Origin of the sequence: Streptomyces sp. NPDC091289, assembly GCF_044757365.1 — a bacterium.
Classification (GTDB): Bacteria; Actinomycetota; Actinomycetes; order Streptomycetales; family Streptomycetaceae; genus Streptomyces.
Genome location: NZ_JBIVUT010000012.1, coordinates 218,489 through 232,770 on the forward strand (window position 1 = coordinate 218,489; position 14,282 = coordinate 232,770).

12 protein-coding genes are annotated in these 14,282 nt (G+C 70.0%); 1 reads left to right on the forward strand and 11 read right to left on the reverse strand.

Going from position 1 to position 14,282, the window contains the following annotated elements:
* Positions 1-46: 46 nt before the first annotated feature.
* Positions 47-637: a signal peptidase II gene (lspA, locus tag ACIQPT_RS18320; RefSeq protein ID WP_401156905.1), complete on the reverse strand. Its 591-nt coding sequence runs from the start codon at positions 635-637 to the stop codon at positions 47-49.
* A 58-nt stretch (positions 638-695) separates the two neighbouring features.
* A complete protein-coding gene (locus tag ACIQPT_RS18325; RefSeq protein ID WP_401156906.1) occupies positions 696-1,481 on the reverse strand; it encodes a TraR/DksA family transcriptional regulator in 786 nt (261 codons plus the stop codon).
* Positions 1,482-2,045: 564 nt separating this feature from the next.
* On the opposite strand from ACIQPT_RS18325, the gene ileS reads away from it, so the two are divergent.
* Entirely contained in the window at positions 2,046-5,189 is a 3,144-nt protein-coding gene (gene ileS, locus ACIQPT_RS18330; protein WP_401156907.1) for an isoleucine--tRNA ligase, read from the forward strand.
* A 313-nt stretch (positions 5,190-5,502) separates the two neighbouring features.
* Here the strand turns inward: ileS and ACIQPT_RS18335 are convergent, their stop codons facing one another.
* The 9 genes from ACIQPT_RS18335 to ftsW form a co-directional block, all read right to left on the reverse strand.
* A complete protein-coding gene (locus ACIQPT_RS18335) occupies positions 5,503-6,657 on the reverse strand; it encodes a DivIVA domain-containing protein (RefSeq protein ID WP_401156908.1) in 1,155 nt (384 codons plus the stop codon).
* A gap of 49 nt (positions 6,658-6,706) precedes the next feature.
* Complete coding sequence (locus tag ACIQPT_RS18340) at positions 6,707-6,991, reverse strand: YggT family protein (RefSeq protein ID WP_006123846.1); 285 nt, start codon at positions 6,989-6,991, stop codon at positions 6,707-6,709.
* A 90-nt stretch (positions 6,992-7,081) separates the two neighbouring features.
* Positions 7,082-7,723, reverse strand: a complete 642-nt coding sequence (locus tag ACIQPT_RS18345; protein ID WP_030086685.1) for a cell division protein SepF — start codon at positions 7,721-7,723, stop codon at positions 7,082-7,084.
* 125 nt (positions 7,724-7,848) lie between these two features.
* Entirely contained in the window at positions 7,849-8,568 is a 720-nt protein-coding gene (locus tag ACIQPT_RS18350; RefSeq protein WP_401156909.1) for a YggS family pyridoxal phosphate-dependent enzyme, read from the reverse strand.
* Positions 8,569-8,574: 6 nt separating this feature from the next.
* Positions 8,575-9,315: a peptidoglycan editing factor PgeF gene (gene pgeF / locus ACIQPT_RS18355; RefSeq protein ID WP_401156910.1), complete on the reverse strand. Its 741-nt coding sequence runs from the start codon at positions 9,313-9,315 to the stop codon at positions 8,575-8,577.
* Positions 9,312-10,535, reverse strand: coding sequence for a cell division protein FtsZ (ftsZ, locus tag ACIQPT_RS18360; RefSeq protein ID WP_401156911.1), 1,224 nt, complete (start codon positions 10,533-10,535; stop codon positions 9,312-9,314). Before ftsZ ends, pgeF begins: the two co-directional genes overlap by 4 nt.
* 276 nt (positions 10,536-10,811) lie before the next feature.
* Positions 10,812-11,606, reverse strand: coding sequence for a cell division protein FtsQ/DivIB (locus ACIQPT_RS18365; RefSeq protein ID WP_401156912.1), 795 nt, complete (start codon positions 11,604-11,606; stop codon positions 10,812-10,814).
* 56 nt (positions 11,607-11,662) lie between these two features.
* A complete protein-coding gene (gene murG / locus ACIQPT_RS18370; RefSeq protein WP_401156913.1) occupies positions 11,663-12,757 on the reverse strand; it encodes an undecaprenyldiphospho-muramoylpentapeptide beta-N-acetylglucosaminyltransferase in 1,095 nt (364 codons plus the stop codon).
* A gap of 6 nt (positions 12,758-12,763) precedes the next feature.
* Complete coding sequence (ftsW, locus tag ACIQPT_RS18375) at positions 12,764-14,224, reverse strand: putative lipid II flippase FtsW (RefSeq protein WP_401156914.1); 1,461 nt, start codon at positions 14,222-14,224, stop codon at positions 12,764-12,766.
* Positions 14,225-14,282 lie beyond the last annotated feature (58 nt).

Genomic DNA, 14,282 nt, shown 5'->3' on the forward strand with positions numbered 1-14,282 from the left:
TCGAGTATGCCTTGCGCGGAAGGCTCTCCGCGCAGCCCGGCCCCGCTCAGTCCTTGTGCACGGTCCCGTCGGGGTCGAGACCCTTGAAGGAGAGGATCACGATGAGGATGCCGCCGCACACGATGGCGGAGTCGGCGAGGTTGAAGACGGCGAAGTGCTTGGGGGCGATGAAGTCCACCACCGCGCCCTCGAACACGCCGGGCGCCCGGAAGAGCCGGTCGGTGAGGTTGCCGAGCGCACCGCCCAGGAGGAGACCCAGGGCGATGGCCCACGGCAGGCTGTAGAGCTTGCGGGCCAGCCGGACGATCACCACGATCACGCCGGTGGCGATGATGGTGAAGATCACCGTGAACGCCTCGCCGAACCCGAACGCGGCGCCCGCGTTCCGGATCGCCCGGAACTGCAGCCAGTCGCCGATGATGTCGATCGGCGGCTGGTGCTCCAGCTTCGCGACCACGATCATCTTGGTGACCAGGTCCAGGAGATAGGCCACGACGGCCACGCTCAGGAGAACGAGGACCTTCCGCTTGCCCCGCCCCGCGTTCACGGCGGCGTCGGCGGCCGTGCTGCCGCCCTCGTCCGTGCCCTCGGCATCGGGATTGTCCGGCGTACCGATGATGCGCTCCGCCTCTGCCACGTGAATCCCTCGACCTAGGTGCCTGACTGAGGATGAGGGTACGACACACCTGTACGGATCAGCCGCGCCGCTCCTGCTTCTGTTTGTCCTCGACGCACAGGGTGGCCCGGGGGAAGGCCTGCATCCGCGCCTTGCCGATCGGTTTGCCGCAGACCTCGCAGAGCCCGTACGTCCCCGCCTCCAGGCGGGCCAGCGCCCGTTCGGTCTGCTCCAGCATCTCCTGGGCGTTGGCGGCGAGCGACAGCTCGTGCTCGCGGGTGATGTTCTTGGTGCCGGTGTCGGCCTCGTCGTCGCCCGCGCCGTCGCCGGAGTCCCGCATCAGACCGGCGAGGGCCGCGCCGGAGGCCTCCAGCTCGCTGCGGAGCCGCAGCGTCTCGCTGGTCAGCAGCGTCCGCGCCTCGGTGACCTCCTCGGGCGTCCAGGGGTCCTCCCCGGGCCGGACGGCCAGCTCGTCGGGGGCGGCGGCGCGGGCCGGCGGCACGGGGGCCGTGGCCTGAGCTCCTGCTGCGGAACGACTCGCGCTCTTCTTGGCTACCACCGTGTGGGCTCCCGTCTGCTCGGCGGCCCGGGCCGCCTCCGTGGCCGCCGTTGCGGCCTTTTTCGACGTCTTCTTTGCCGCGCTCTTCTTGGCGGTGCTCTTCTTGGCGGCGGGCTTCTCGCCGGCCGCCGTCTTCTTCGCCGCGGCCTTCTTGGCCACGGTCTTCTTCGCAGCGGTCTTCTTCGCGACCTTTTTCGCGGCCCTCTTCGCCGTGCTCTTCGCGGGCGCGGCCTCCTGCTCGGCCGGTGGCTCGTGGGTGCCGTCGTGCTCGGCCGCGGTCTCTTCCGCCGTCTTCTTCGCCACCATGGCCGCGGCCCCTTCACATATTGTGATCTTGCTCGCGAATCGTGCTGGGACGATAAATCGACTCCAGCCCCGCGGCAACGGGGCACGCCGCCTTCTCGCCCCTCCCCTGTATCCGGTCGTGGCGCGCCTGCCTCCGTTGTTCCCAGCTCCCCGCCCGGTAATCCGGCCCCCGGACCTCGCCGGGAAGTCCACGCGCCCCGTCCCGCCAGTCGAGTCACGCCCGCGCGCCGCCGATAACCGGTCGGCCGTCGCCCGTACGGGCCCGTACACTGGGGCTGGCGAGAGGCTTGGATGGGACGAGTAGCGCCGTACGCAGCCAGCAGCGACCCGGGGACGGTGGGAGCCCGGGGGCGAGCGCGACGCGAAGATCACCCCGGAGCCGCCGGAAGAACGCTGTGGACCGTGGGCCCCGCCCCCGGCACCAGGCCACTAGACCCGGCATCGCGACCCCAATGAGGGGGCCAGGGGCACACGCCCAGGGCCAAGGAGGGTGGTACCGCGGGAGCAGATCCGGCTCTCGTCCCTCCGACGGAAGTGGAAAACGTCCGCCGGAGGAAGCCGCACATGACATCGCCGCAGTACCGCCAGGTACCCGCCCAGGTCGACCTGCCCGCGCTGGAACACGCCGTTCTCGACTTCTGGCGAGAGAGCAAGGTGTTCGCCAAGAGCCTGGAGCAGTCCGAGGGCCGCCCCGAGTGGGTCTTCTACGAGGGCCCGCCCACCGCCAACGGCATGCCGGGCGCGCACCACATCGAGGCCCGCGTCTTCAAGGACGTCTTCCCCCGCTTCCGCACCATGCAGGGCTACCACGTCGGCCGGAAGGCCGGCTGGGACTGCCACGGCCTGCCGGTCGAGCTGGCGGTCGAGAAGGAGCTGGGCTTCAACGGCAAGAAGGACATCGAGGCGTTCGGCATCGCCGAGTTCAACGCCAAGTGCCGTGAGTCCGTGACCCGGCACACCGACGCCTTCGCCGAGCTGACGACCCGCATGGGCTACTGGGTCGACCTGGACGACGCGTACCGCACGATGGACCCGGAGTACGTGGACTCCGTGTGGTGGTCGCTCAAGGAGATCTTCAACAAGGACCTGCTGGTCCAGGACCACCGGGTCGCCCCCTGGTGCCCGCGCTGCGGCACCGGCCTCTCCGACCACGAGCTGGCCCAGGGCTACGAGACGGTCGTCGACCCCTCGGTCTTCGTCCGCTTCCCCCTCACCTCGGGCCCGCTGGCCGGCGAGGCGGCCCTCCTGGTCTGGACGACCACGCCGTGGACGCTGGTCTCCAACACGGCCATCGCCGCGCACCCGGACGTCCGGTACGTCGTCGCGACGGACGGCGAGGAGAAGCTCGTCGTCGCCGAGCCGCTCCTGGAGAAGGCGCTGGGCGAGGGCTGGGAGCCGACCGGCCAGTCGTTCACCGGCGCGGAGATGGAGCGCTGGACCTACGAGCGCCCGTTCACCCTGGTCGACTTCCCGGCGGAAGCGCACTACGTGGTGAACGCCGAATACGTCACGACCGAGGACGGTACGGGTCTGGTCCACCAGTCCCCCGCGTTCGGCGCGGACGACCTCCTGGTCTGCCGTGCGTACGGCCTGCCGGTGGTCAACCCGGTCCGCCCGGACGGCACCTTCGAGGAGGACCTCCCCCTGGTGGGCGGCGTCTTCTTCAAGAAGGCCGACGAGGCGCTCACCGCGGACCTGGACGCGCGGGGCAAGCTCTTCCGCCACGTCCCGTACGAGCACAGCTACCCGCACTGCTGGCGCTGCCACACGGCGCTGCTCTACTACGCGCAGCCGTCCTGGTACATCAGGACGACGGCGATCAAGGACCGGCTCCTCCAGGAGAACGAGAAGACCAACTGGTACCCGGACTCGGTCAAGAACGGCCGCTTCGGCGACTGGCTGAACAACAACGTCGACTGGGCGCTCTCCCGTAACCGCTACTGGGGCACGCCGCTGCCGATCTGGCGCTGCGAGGACAACCACCTGACGTGCGTGGGCTCAAGGGCGGAACTCACAGAACTCACAGGCACGGACCAGTCGTCGCTCGACCCCCACCGCCCCTTCATCGACGAGATCACCTTCACCTGCACGCACGCGAACTGCCAGCTGGAGGCGTACCGCGTCCCGGAGGTCATCGACGCCTGGTACGACTCGGGTTCGATGCCGTTCGCGCAGTGGGGCTACCCGTACAAGAACAAGGAGATCTTCGAGAGCCGCTACCCGGCGCAGTTCATCTCGGAGGCCATCGACCAGACCCGCGGCTGGTTCTACACGCTGATGGCGGTAGGAACCCTGGTCTTCGACAAGTCGTCCTACGAGAACGTCGTCTGCCTGGGCCACATCCTCGCCGAGGACGGCCGCAAGATGTCCAAGCACCTGGGCAACATCCTCCAGCCGATCCCGCTGATGGACCAGCACGGGGCGGACGCGGTGCGGTGGTTCATGGCGGCGGGCGGCTCCCCGTGGGCGGCACGCCGGGTGGGCCACGGCACGATCCAGGAGGTAGTCCGCAAGACACTCCTGACGTACTGGAACACGGTGGCTTTCCAGGCCCTGTACGCACGTACCTCGTCCTGGGCCCCGTCGGCGGCGGACCCGGCCCCGGCGGACCGCACGGTCCTGGACCGCTGGCTGCTGAGCGAACTCAACGCGCTGGTGGACCAGATGACGGTCGCGATGGAGGGCTACGACACCCAGCGCGCCGGCAAGCTGCTCTCGGCGTTCGTGGACGACCTCTCCAACTGGTACGTACGCCGGTCGCGTCGCCGCTTCTGGCAGGGCGACAAGGCGGCGCTGCGCACGCTGCACGAGGTCGTCGAGACGGTGACCCGGCTGATGGCCCCGCTGACCCCGTTCATCACCGAGCGGGTCTGGCAGGACCTGATCACCCCGGTCACGCCGGACGCCCCGGAGTCGGTCCACCTCTCCGCCTGGCCCAAGGCAGACCTCTCCGCCATCGACCCCACCCTCTCCTCCCAGATGGCGCTGGTGCGCCGCCTGGTGGAGCTGGGCCGGGCCACGCGCGCGGAGTCGGGCGTGAAGACGCGCCAGCCGCTGTCGCGCGCACTCGTCGCGGCGAACGGCTTCGAGTCCCTCTCCCCCGACCTGCGGGCGCAGATCACGGAGGAGCTGAACGTCACATCGCTCGCCACGCTCTCCGAGGTGGGCGGCTCGCTGGTCGACACGACGGCGAAGGCGAACTTCCGGGCGCTGGGCAAGCGGTTCGGCAAGGGCGTGCAGGCGGTGGCGAAGGCAGTGGCCGAGGCGGACGCGGCAGCGCTCTCCCTCGCCCTGCGCGAGGGCACGGCGGCGGTCGAGGTGGAGGGCGAGCAGATCACCCTCTCCCCGGATGAGGTCATCATCACGGAGACTCCGCGCGAGGGCTGGTCGGTCGCCTCGGACTCGGGCGCGACGGTCGCCCTGGACCTGGAGATCACCCCGGAGCTCCGCCGCGCGGGCCTGGCCCGTGACGCGATCCGCCTGATCCAGGAGGCCCGCAAGAACAGCGGCCTGGACGTCGCGGACCGCATCGCCGTCCGCTGGACCTCGACGTCCCCGGCCACGGTGGAGGCCCTCACCGAGCACACCCCGCTGATCGCGGACGAGGTCTTGGCCGTGGACTACGCGGAGGGCGAGGCGGACGCCACGTACGGCGAGGTGTTCGAGGACGAGGGCCTGGCGCTCACGTTCCGCCTGCGCAAGCAGTAGCAGTAGCAGTAGCCCGCACAACCAGGGGCCCGGCCGGAAACATCCCGGCCGGGCCCTTCGCCGTCCCCCCTCAGGGGCTCCGCCCCCGAACCCCCGCGCCTCAAACGCCGGCGAGGCTATGGGTAGCCCCTCCGGCGATTGAGGAGCGGGGTTCCGGGGCGGAGCCCCGAAACCAGCCCGTCCGGCGCTTGAGGACAAAAGGGGCCCCGGGGCCATGAGCGCGCCGCCCACGGCAAAGGGCCGGGCCCCGGGGAAAACCCGGGGCCCGGCCCTTTGCCTGCCGACGGCTACGCGCTCAGCGAGCGCATACCGCTCAGTTGTCGTCCTCGTCGATCAGGAACCCACGCATCGGCGAAGGCGCCTGCTGCATCGGCTGCGGCGCCTGCGGCCGCACCGGCGCCATCGGCTGCGTCATCGCGGGCGACATCTGCTGCTGCCCACCGTAGGACGGCGCACCGCCCATGGACTGGCCGCCACCCATCTGCTGGCCGCCGTGGCCACCGTGGTTAGAGCCGCCCATGGAGTGACCCATCGCACCCGCACCGGCCGGGGCCAGCGAGGGGGACGGCGGCAGCGAAGCGGTCGCCGGAGTCCGCGGCGGGGCGAGCGAGTCGTCCGCCTGGGTCTCCAGCTGACGCAGCTGGCTCTCCAGGTACGACTTCAGCCGCGTGCGGTACTCGCGCTCGAAGCCACGCAGGTCCTCGACCTTGCGCTCCAGCGTCGCGCGGGCCGACTCCAGCGAGCCCATCGCCACGCGGTGCTTCTCCTGCGCGTCCCGCTCCAGGGCGTCGGCCTTGGCGCGCGCGTCGCGCTCCAGGCCCTCGGCGCGGCTGCGGGCCTCGCCGACGATCTTGTTGGCCTCGGAACGGGCCTCCGCGATCGCCTGGTCGGCGGTCTGCTGGGCGAGCGAGAGGACACGGGCGGCGCTGTCGCCACCGGGGCCCTGCCCCTGCTGCTGCATCTGCGGCGGCTGCATCTGCTGCATCTGCTGCTGCTGGGGGTGCTGACCCATGGGGCCGCCCATCGGGCCACCCATGGGACCGCCCTGCATCGGGCCGGGGCCGTGCGGGCCCTGCGGACCGGGGCCGTGGCCGCCCTGGGGGCCGTGGCCACTGGGACCTGCGGGCAGCTGCGGCGCGCCACCGGGCAGCTGGGGCGGACCCATCTGCGGGGGCTGCTGCTGCTGCGGCGGTCCGGATATGGCGGCGGGAACGGGCGCACCCGGGCGGTCCTGCTGCTCCGGGGGCTTGCGCATGCCCTGCTGCTGCTGTTGCTGCTGCTGGTTCTGCGCGGCGGCACGCGTCGCGGCGGCCAGCTTGGCGCGCAGGTCCTCGTTCTCACGGAGCAGACGGGTCAGCTCCGATTCGACCTCGTCTAGAAAGGCATCGACCTCGTCCTCGTCATAGCCTTCTCGGAGGCGGACGGTCGTGAACTGCTTGTTCCGCACGTCCTCGGGGGTCAACGGCATCTCTTCTTCACCTCTACGTAGTCGTCGGCAGTCGGCAAGACCGTATCGCTCACAACCTGACCACAACGCTGATCAGGATGTAGACGATGATCATCAGAACGAAGAAGGACAGGTCGAGTGCCACGCCCCCGAGACGCAGCGGCGGGATGAATCGCCGCAGAAGCTTGAGCGGTGGATCGGTGACAGTGTAGGTGGCCTCAAGTACGACCACCATCGCCTTGCCGGGTTGCCATGAACGTGCGAACTGGAAGACATAGTCCATGACCAGCCGGAAGATCAGCACGATGAGGAAACACATCAGCGCGATATAGACCACATCCAGTGCGACGCCCATGTCCCGCGCTTCCCTCTCCCCTGGCTCTCGTAGCTCCGGCCTCGTGGCCGGCACCGGCCTCTCGGCCGGGTTGTTCCCGGTGTCGTGTTCTCAGCTCTGGTTGAAGAATCCGCCCTCTGCGATGCGGGCCTTGTCCTCCGCCGTGACATCGACGTTAGCAGGCGACAACAGGAACACCTTCTGCGTCACGCGTTCAATGCTGCCATGGAGACCGAAGACGAGTCCCGCGGCAAAGTCGACAAGTCGCTTCGCGTCCGTATCGTCCATCTCCGTGAGATTCATGATCACCGGAGTGCCCTCACGGAAGTGTTCCCCGATGGTACGGGCCTCGTTGTAGGTCCTGGGGTGCAGCGTGGTGATGCGGTACGGCTCCCGCTCGGACACGACCTTGGGCATGATCACCGGTGCGTTCTTCTCCATGTTCGGGCGTTCAGGTGTGATGGATGCCACGGGGGCGATTCGGGCGGGTCGCCCGCTTTCCGCGGGGAGCTGAACCGGCTCGCGCTGTGCGGGTGGTTGCACCACTCGTACCGGTTCGTCCCTTTCGCGCTCACGCTCACGATCACGCTCGCGTTCCCGCTCCACCTGGTGCGGGGGCTGATGCCGCCGCCGGTCGCGCTCGGGCTCCGGCTCAGGTTCGAATTCGTCATCGGGGTCGAACCCCGGACCGTCGTACCCATCGTCCTCCACGAGGCCGAGGTAGACCGCCATCTTGCGCATCGCGCCGGCCATGCTCCGAGTCCTCCGCTCTGTGGTGGATCGGCATTCGTCACCAAGTGCCCGCGATCCACTGTGGCCTGTCCGCTGTAAGCGGTAATGACCATATTTTCTGCTGTGGTCCGACTTGCTTCGCGACGTTACCCGAGCCGGGGTCGGACTCCGAGTACCGCCGTACCGACGCGTACATGTGTCGCTCCGGCCGCCACCGCGTCCTCCAGGTCCCCGCTCATACCTGCGGAGACCATGTTCGCAGCCGGATGACCGGCGCGCAGGCGGGATGAGATTTCCATCAGCCGGTCGAAAGCGGCCCGTTGCCGGCCGGCGTACTCCCCGGCCAGCGGCGCCACGGTCATCAGACCGTCGAGCCGGAGCCCGGGAGCCGCGCCGATCGCGACCGCCAACTCCTCGACCCCGTCCGGCGCGACGCCGCCGCGCTCACCGCGCGCGCCGCTCTCCGCGTCCAGGGCGACCTGGATGAGGCAGCCGAGCTCACGCTCCCCGCGCACCGCGGCGGCGGAGAGCGCGGTGACCAGCTTGGCGCGGTCCACCGACTGCACGACATCGGCATAACTGGTCACAGAACGAACCTTGTTCGTCTGCAATTGTCCGACAAAGTGCCATGTCAGCGAAAGATCCGCACAAGCGGTGGCTTTGGGGGCCGCGTCCTGGTCACGATTCTCCGCGACATGGCGCACACCGAGTTCATGCAGGATCCGCACATCGCTCGCGGGGTAGGTCTTGGTGACCACGATCAGGGTCACTTCTTCGCGCTTGCGACCGGCCGCGGCGCAGGAGGAGGCGATCCTTTCCTCCACCTGTGCCAGATTCGCGGCGAGTTGAGCCTTACGGTCCGTCATGCCCTATCAGTCCAACCAGACATATCCGGCGAGCCGCCCGGTGGTGCGGTCGCGGCGGTACGAGAAGTGGTCGCCCGATTCCAGCGTGCAGTACGGCGAGGAGTGCCGGTCCGCCACCCCGAGGGCGGCGAGCTGGGCGTGGACTCCGCCGGTGACGTCGACCGCCGGGGTTCCCCAGCTGGTCTCGGACCAGGTGCCGGGGACCGCCTCGGCGACCTCGGCCCGCATCGCCTCGGGCACTTCGTAGCACCGTCCGCAGACGGCCGGCCCGGTGTGCGCGGTGATCCGGGAGGGGTGTGCGCCGAGCGCGACCATGGCCTCGACCGCCACCGGAACGACTCCGGCGACCAGCCCCGGCCGCCCGGCGTGCGCCGCCCCGACGACTCCGGCGACCGGGTCGGCGAGAAGTACGGGGGTGCAGTCGGCCGTGAGGACCGCGAGCGGCAGCCCGCGCCGGGCGGTCACCACCGCGTCCACGGCCGGAATCTCCGCGTCCGCACCCCAGGGTCCGTCCACCACCGCCACGTCCCGGCCGTGCACCTGGTTCATCCAGACGACGCGGGCCGGGTCGATGCCGAGGTCGCGGGCCGCACGCTCGCGATTCGCGCCGACGGCGGCGGGGTCGTCACCGACCGCGCCGCCGAGGTTGAGTTCACCGTACGGAGCGGCGCTCACTCCGCCCCACCGGTCGGTGAAGGAGAAATGAGCGCTGCCCGTGACGGGTGCCGCCCGATGCTGACCTATCACTTCAAGAAGTCCGGAACATCCAGCTCTTCGGCCTGGGTGTCCTGGTAGGGACGGGCCGGCGGGACGTGCGGCGGAGAGACCGGCGGCAGCGCGCTCTCGCTCGAAGCCGACGCGGGGGCGGGCTCGGCCGGGGCCGGGCTCTCCTCGCGCGGAGGTACGGAACCGAGTCCGCCCGTCGGACGCGTGGACTCGACGGAGGACCTGGCCGGGGCGGCCGGCTCCTCGCGCTTGTTGCTGTTCGCGCCGAGGACGTTCTCCCGGCGGGCCGGCGGCTGTCCGCCGTCGAAGCCCGCGGCGATCACGGTGACCCGCACCTCGTCGCCCAGGGCGTCGTCGATGACGGCGCCGAAGATGATGTTGGCCTCGGGGTGCGCCGCCTCGCTCACCAGCTGGGCGGCCTCGTTGATCTCGAAGAGACCGAGGTCGCTGCCGCCGGAGATGGAGAGCAGGACACCGCGGGCGCCGTCGATGGAGGCTTCCAGGAGGGGCGAGGAGATCGCCATCTCCGCGGCCGCCACCGCGCGGTCGTCGCCGCGCGCCGAGCCGATGCCCATGAGCGCCGATCCGGCCTCGGACATGACCGACTTGACGTCGGCGAAGTCGAGGTTGATCAGGCCCGGGGTGGTGATGAGGTCGGTGATGCCCTGGACACCCGAGAGCAGCACCTGGTCGGCCGACTTGAACGCGTCGAGCACGCTGACCTGACGGTCCGAGATGGACAGCAGGCGGTCGTTGGGAATGACGATGAGGGTGTCGACCTCTTCGCGGAGTTCGGCGATGCCGTCCTCCGCCTGGTTCGCGCGTCGCCGGCCCTCGAAGGTGAACGGGCGGGTGACCACGCCGATCGTCAGGGCGCCGAGCGAGCGCGCGATGTTGGCGACGACGGGTGCGCCGCCGGTGCCGGTGCCGCCGCCCTCTCCGGCGGTGACGAAGACCATGTCGGCCCCCTTGAGGACCTCCTCGATCTCCTCACGGTGGTCCTCTGCCGCCTTACGACCGACGGCCGGGTTCGCCCCGGCGCCGAGGCCCCGGGTGAGTTCGCGGCCGACGTCGAGCTTGACGTCGGCGTCGCTCATCAACAGGGCTTGTGCGTCCGTGTTGATCGCGATGAACTCGACGCCCTTGAGACCGACCTCGATCATTCGGTTGATGGCATTGACACCACCGCCGCCGACACCGATGACCTTGATGACTGCGAGGTAGTTCTGCGGTGCTGCCACGTCGAAGGCCTCTCGCCTCGAGTTACGTGTCGTCGCTCTGCGGTAGCCCCGCGGCGACGACTGATGTCGATGGGGACGGTCCGAACGCCGACCCAAACCCTAACGTTGAAGTTTAGGGTTACCAGTGTGTCTGCTTCCTGGACTCTTCCGAACAGGACACTAAGTCGACAAGTGGCGCACGTTCAACGAACACGCCGAACCTCCCGTTTTTCTTTTCACCCTATGTGATCACCCGTAGCGCTGACCAACCAGGGTGCTGGCCAGCACAAATGCCCGTCAACTCGCCGATACCGCCGGGGCGGTGGGAGCGCTTACGTCGAAGTGTCCCGCTTTGGGGGCGGCTTTCATGAGTGCGGTGAGGACGCCTGCCTTCACCGGTCCGTCCTCGCCACTCCCCCAGGTCACCACACGATCCCGGGTGAGCCGCAAGGAGATCGCGTCGTACGAGGTGACCCGCACGGTCTCGGTGTCCCCGGCGACGCCCGGCGGAAGGTCCCCGGCGACCCGGACCGCTTCCCGCAACAGACCGTCACCGCCGAAGCGGCGCAGGCTCGCGGACGGTTCGGGAGTCAGCTCCAACAGGGGCACGCCCTTCGGCGCCTTGGCCACGGTGGCGAAGCGCACGCCCTCGGCATCCACTTCGACGAACCTCCCGTCCTTCTCGACGAGCAGGACGGGCTTCCGTTCGGTCACCTTAAGGCCGATACCGTGCGGCCAGGACCGAACGACATCAACTGTGTCGATACGAGGCAACTTCTGGCGCAACCTGCGCTCCATGGCGTCGGTGTCCACGGAGACCAGCGGGGCGCCGATCGGAGTGGCGGCAACCGCTTCCACTTCTTCGCGGGTCAGGACCTCGACGCCGCTCGTACTCACCTTCTCGACGCGGAGCCAGGAGGAGCCGTAGAGCACCCAGATCACGAACGCGGCGAGCAGGGCGGCCGCGACGCCGATCAGGATCAGCAGCAGACGGCGGCTGATCCGGGGCCCCTCGGGGCCGATGTGCGGCGGGCGGGCGGAGGTGTCCGCCCGCCCGGGTGCGCCGCGCTGGGCGGTCGTCGGTCCGGCCACGCTCGCTCCTTCGCCGGACCCGGGGCGCCCGCCCCGGGTCCGCACCGCATCGCGCCTTACGCCTGGCGGCGTGCGGCGATCGCTTCGTACACCATGCCGACGAGCAGGTCGTCGGCGTCGCGCCGGCCGAACTCGGCCGCGGCGCGGGACATTTCGTACAGCCGGTGGGGGTCCGACAGTACCGGCAGGACGTTGCCCTGGACCCATTCCGGGGTGAGCGCCGCGTCGTCCACCAGCAGACCGCCGCCGGCGTTGACCACCGGCTGGGCGTTGAGCCGCTGTTCGCCGTTGCCGATGGGCAGCGGGACGTAGGCGGCGGGGAGCCCGACGGCGGAGAGCTCGGCGACGGTCATCGCGCCGGCGCGGCAGAGCATCATGTCGGCCGCGGCGTACGCGAGGTCCATCCGGTCCACGTACGGTACCGGGATGTAGGGCGGCATTCCGGGCATGTTGTCGATCCGCGGCAATTCGTTCTTCGGGCCGACCACATGGAGGATCTGGATCCCGGAGCGCTGGAGCAGCGGCGCGACCCGCTGGACCACCTCGTTGAGGTGGCGCGCGCCCTGCGAGCCGCCGGAAACCAGCAGCGTGGGCAGGTTGGGGTCGAGACCGAAGGAGGCGCGGGCCTCCGGGCGGACCCGGGCGCGGTCCAGGGTGGCGATGGTGCGGCGCAGCGGAATGCCGATGTAGCGGGCGCCGCGCAGCTTGCTGTCCGGGGTGGAGACGGCGACCCCGTGGGCGTACCGCGAGCCGATCTTGTTGGCCAGGCCCGGGCGGGCGTTGGCCTCGTGAACCACGATCGGCACCCCGGCCCGCTTGGCGGCCAGATAGCCGGGCAGTGCGACGTAGCCGCCGAAGCCGACCACGCAGTCCGCCTTGGTGCGCTCCAGGATCTGCTCGGCGGCCTTGATGGTGCCGCGCAGCCGGCCCGGGACGGTGATCAGTTCGGGCGTGGGCTTACGGGGCAGTGGTACGGCGGGGATGAGCGCCAGCTCGTACCCCCGCTCGGGCACGAGCCTGGTCTCCAGTCCGCGTTCCGTGCCGAGGGCAGTGATTCCCACGGTCGGGTCCTGCCTGCGCAGGGCGTCTGCGAGGGCAAGCGCGGGCTCGATGTGTCCGGCGGTCCCCCCGCCGGCGAGTACGACATGCACCGAAATTCACCGCTCTCCGGACGGACGCTTCTTGACGCGCCGTCTCATCGTCTTCCATCTCACCCCGGGCTTCCGCATGGCCAGGGCCGCCTTCGCGGCGGGGTCCTCCCGTGCGAAGGCGATCATCAGCCCGACCGCGAACATCGTCGGCAGCAGGGCCGATCCCCCGTAGGAGAACAGCGGGAGCGGAACCCCGGCGATCGGCAACAGGCCGAGCACCGCACCGATGTTGATCACGGCCTGGGCCGTGATCCACGTGGTCACGCCTCCCGCGGCGTACCTCACGAAGGGGTCCTCCGTGCGTCCGGCCACGCGGATACCCGCATAGCCTAGAGCCGCGAACAGGGCGAGCACGGACAGCGTCCCCGCCAGACCCAGTTCCTCACCGGTGATCGCGAAGATGAAGTCGGTGTGGGGTTCCGGGAGTTGACCCCATTTTTCCACACTCGCACCCAGCCCGGAACCGAACCATCCGCCGGACGCCAGAGCGTAGATTCCGTGTGCGGCCTGCCAGCAGCCGCCCTCCGGATCGGGTTCGCTCACGCCCATGCAGGCGAGCCGGGACATCCGGTTGGGGCTGGTCCTGATCAGCAGGAACGCGATGGCGGCGGCGGCGCCGAGCACCCCGGCGAACAGCCGGGTGGGGGCGCCGGCCAGCCAGAGCAGACCGAACAGGATCGCCGTGAGAATGATCGCGGTTCCCATGTCGCCGCCGAGCATGATCAGTCCGAGCAGCATGAAGGCGACCGGGACGAGCGGCACGAGCATGTGCTTCCACTGCGTCAGCAACCGCTTGTCCTGCTTGCGGGCCAGCAGGTCCGCCCCCCACAGGATGAGGGCCAGCTTGCCGAACTCGCTGGGCTGGAGCTGGAACGGGCCGCCCAGGTAGAGCCAGTTCTGGTTGCCGTTGACCGACATCCCTATCCCCGGCACCTGGACCAGGATCATCAGGAAGACGGTGACCATCAGTATCGGGTAGGCCAGCGCCCGGTGGAGCTTCACTGGCATCCGGGCGGCGATCAGCATCAGCCCGCCGCCGATGACGGCGGCGAGGAACTGCTTGCCGAAGAAGTACGTCGAGGGCTTGCTGATGTCCAGCGCCTTGATCATCGAGGCGGAGTAGACCATCACCAGGCCCAGCACGGTGATCAGGAGGCTGGAGCCGAGGATCACGTAGTAGGCGGTCAGGGGCCGGTCCCAGGCCCGCCGTGCCCGCTCGTAGGCCCGGCGCGGTCCGCCGCCGCGCCCGGAGCGCGGGGTGCGGGAGCCCGAACCACCGCGTCCCGGGCCGCCGCGACCGGAGCCGCGGGGCGGCTCGGGACGCCGGGCGCCGGTGGCCAGGCGTCCGCGCAGGGCGAGTCCGGGGGGCAGCGGTACTCCGGAGGGTGCGGGAGCCGCGGCGAGGGGGCGGGGCACCGAGGTCCGTGCGCGGTCCCGCCGTACGGCGAATCTCTCGTCGGCCGGCATTGTCGCTGTCCCCTCCACTGCTCGTGCCCGGGGCCCGTGAACCCCGGGCGCGGAGGCC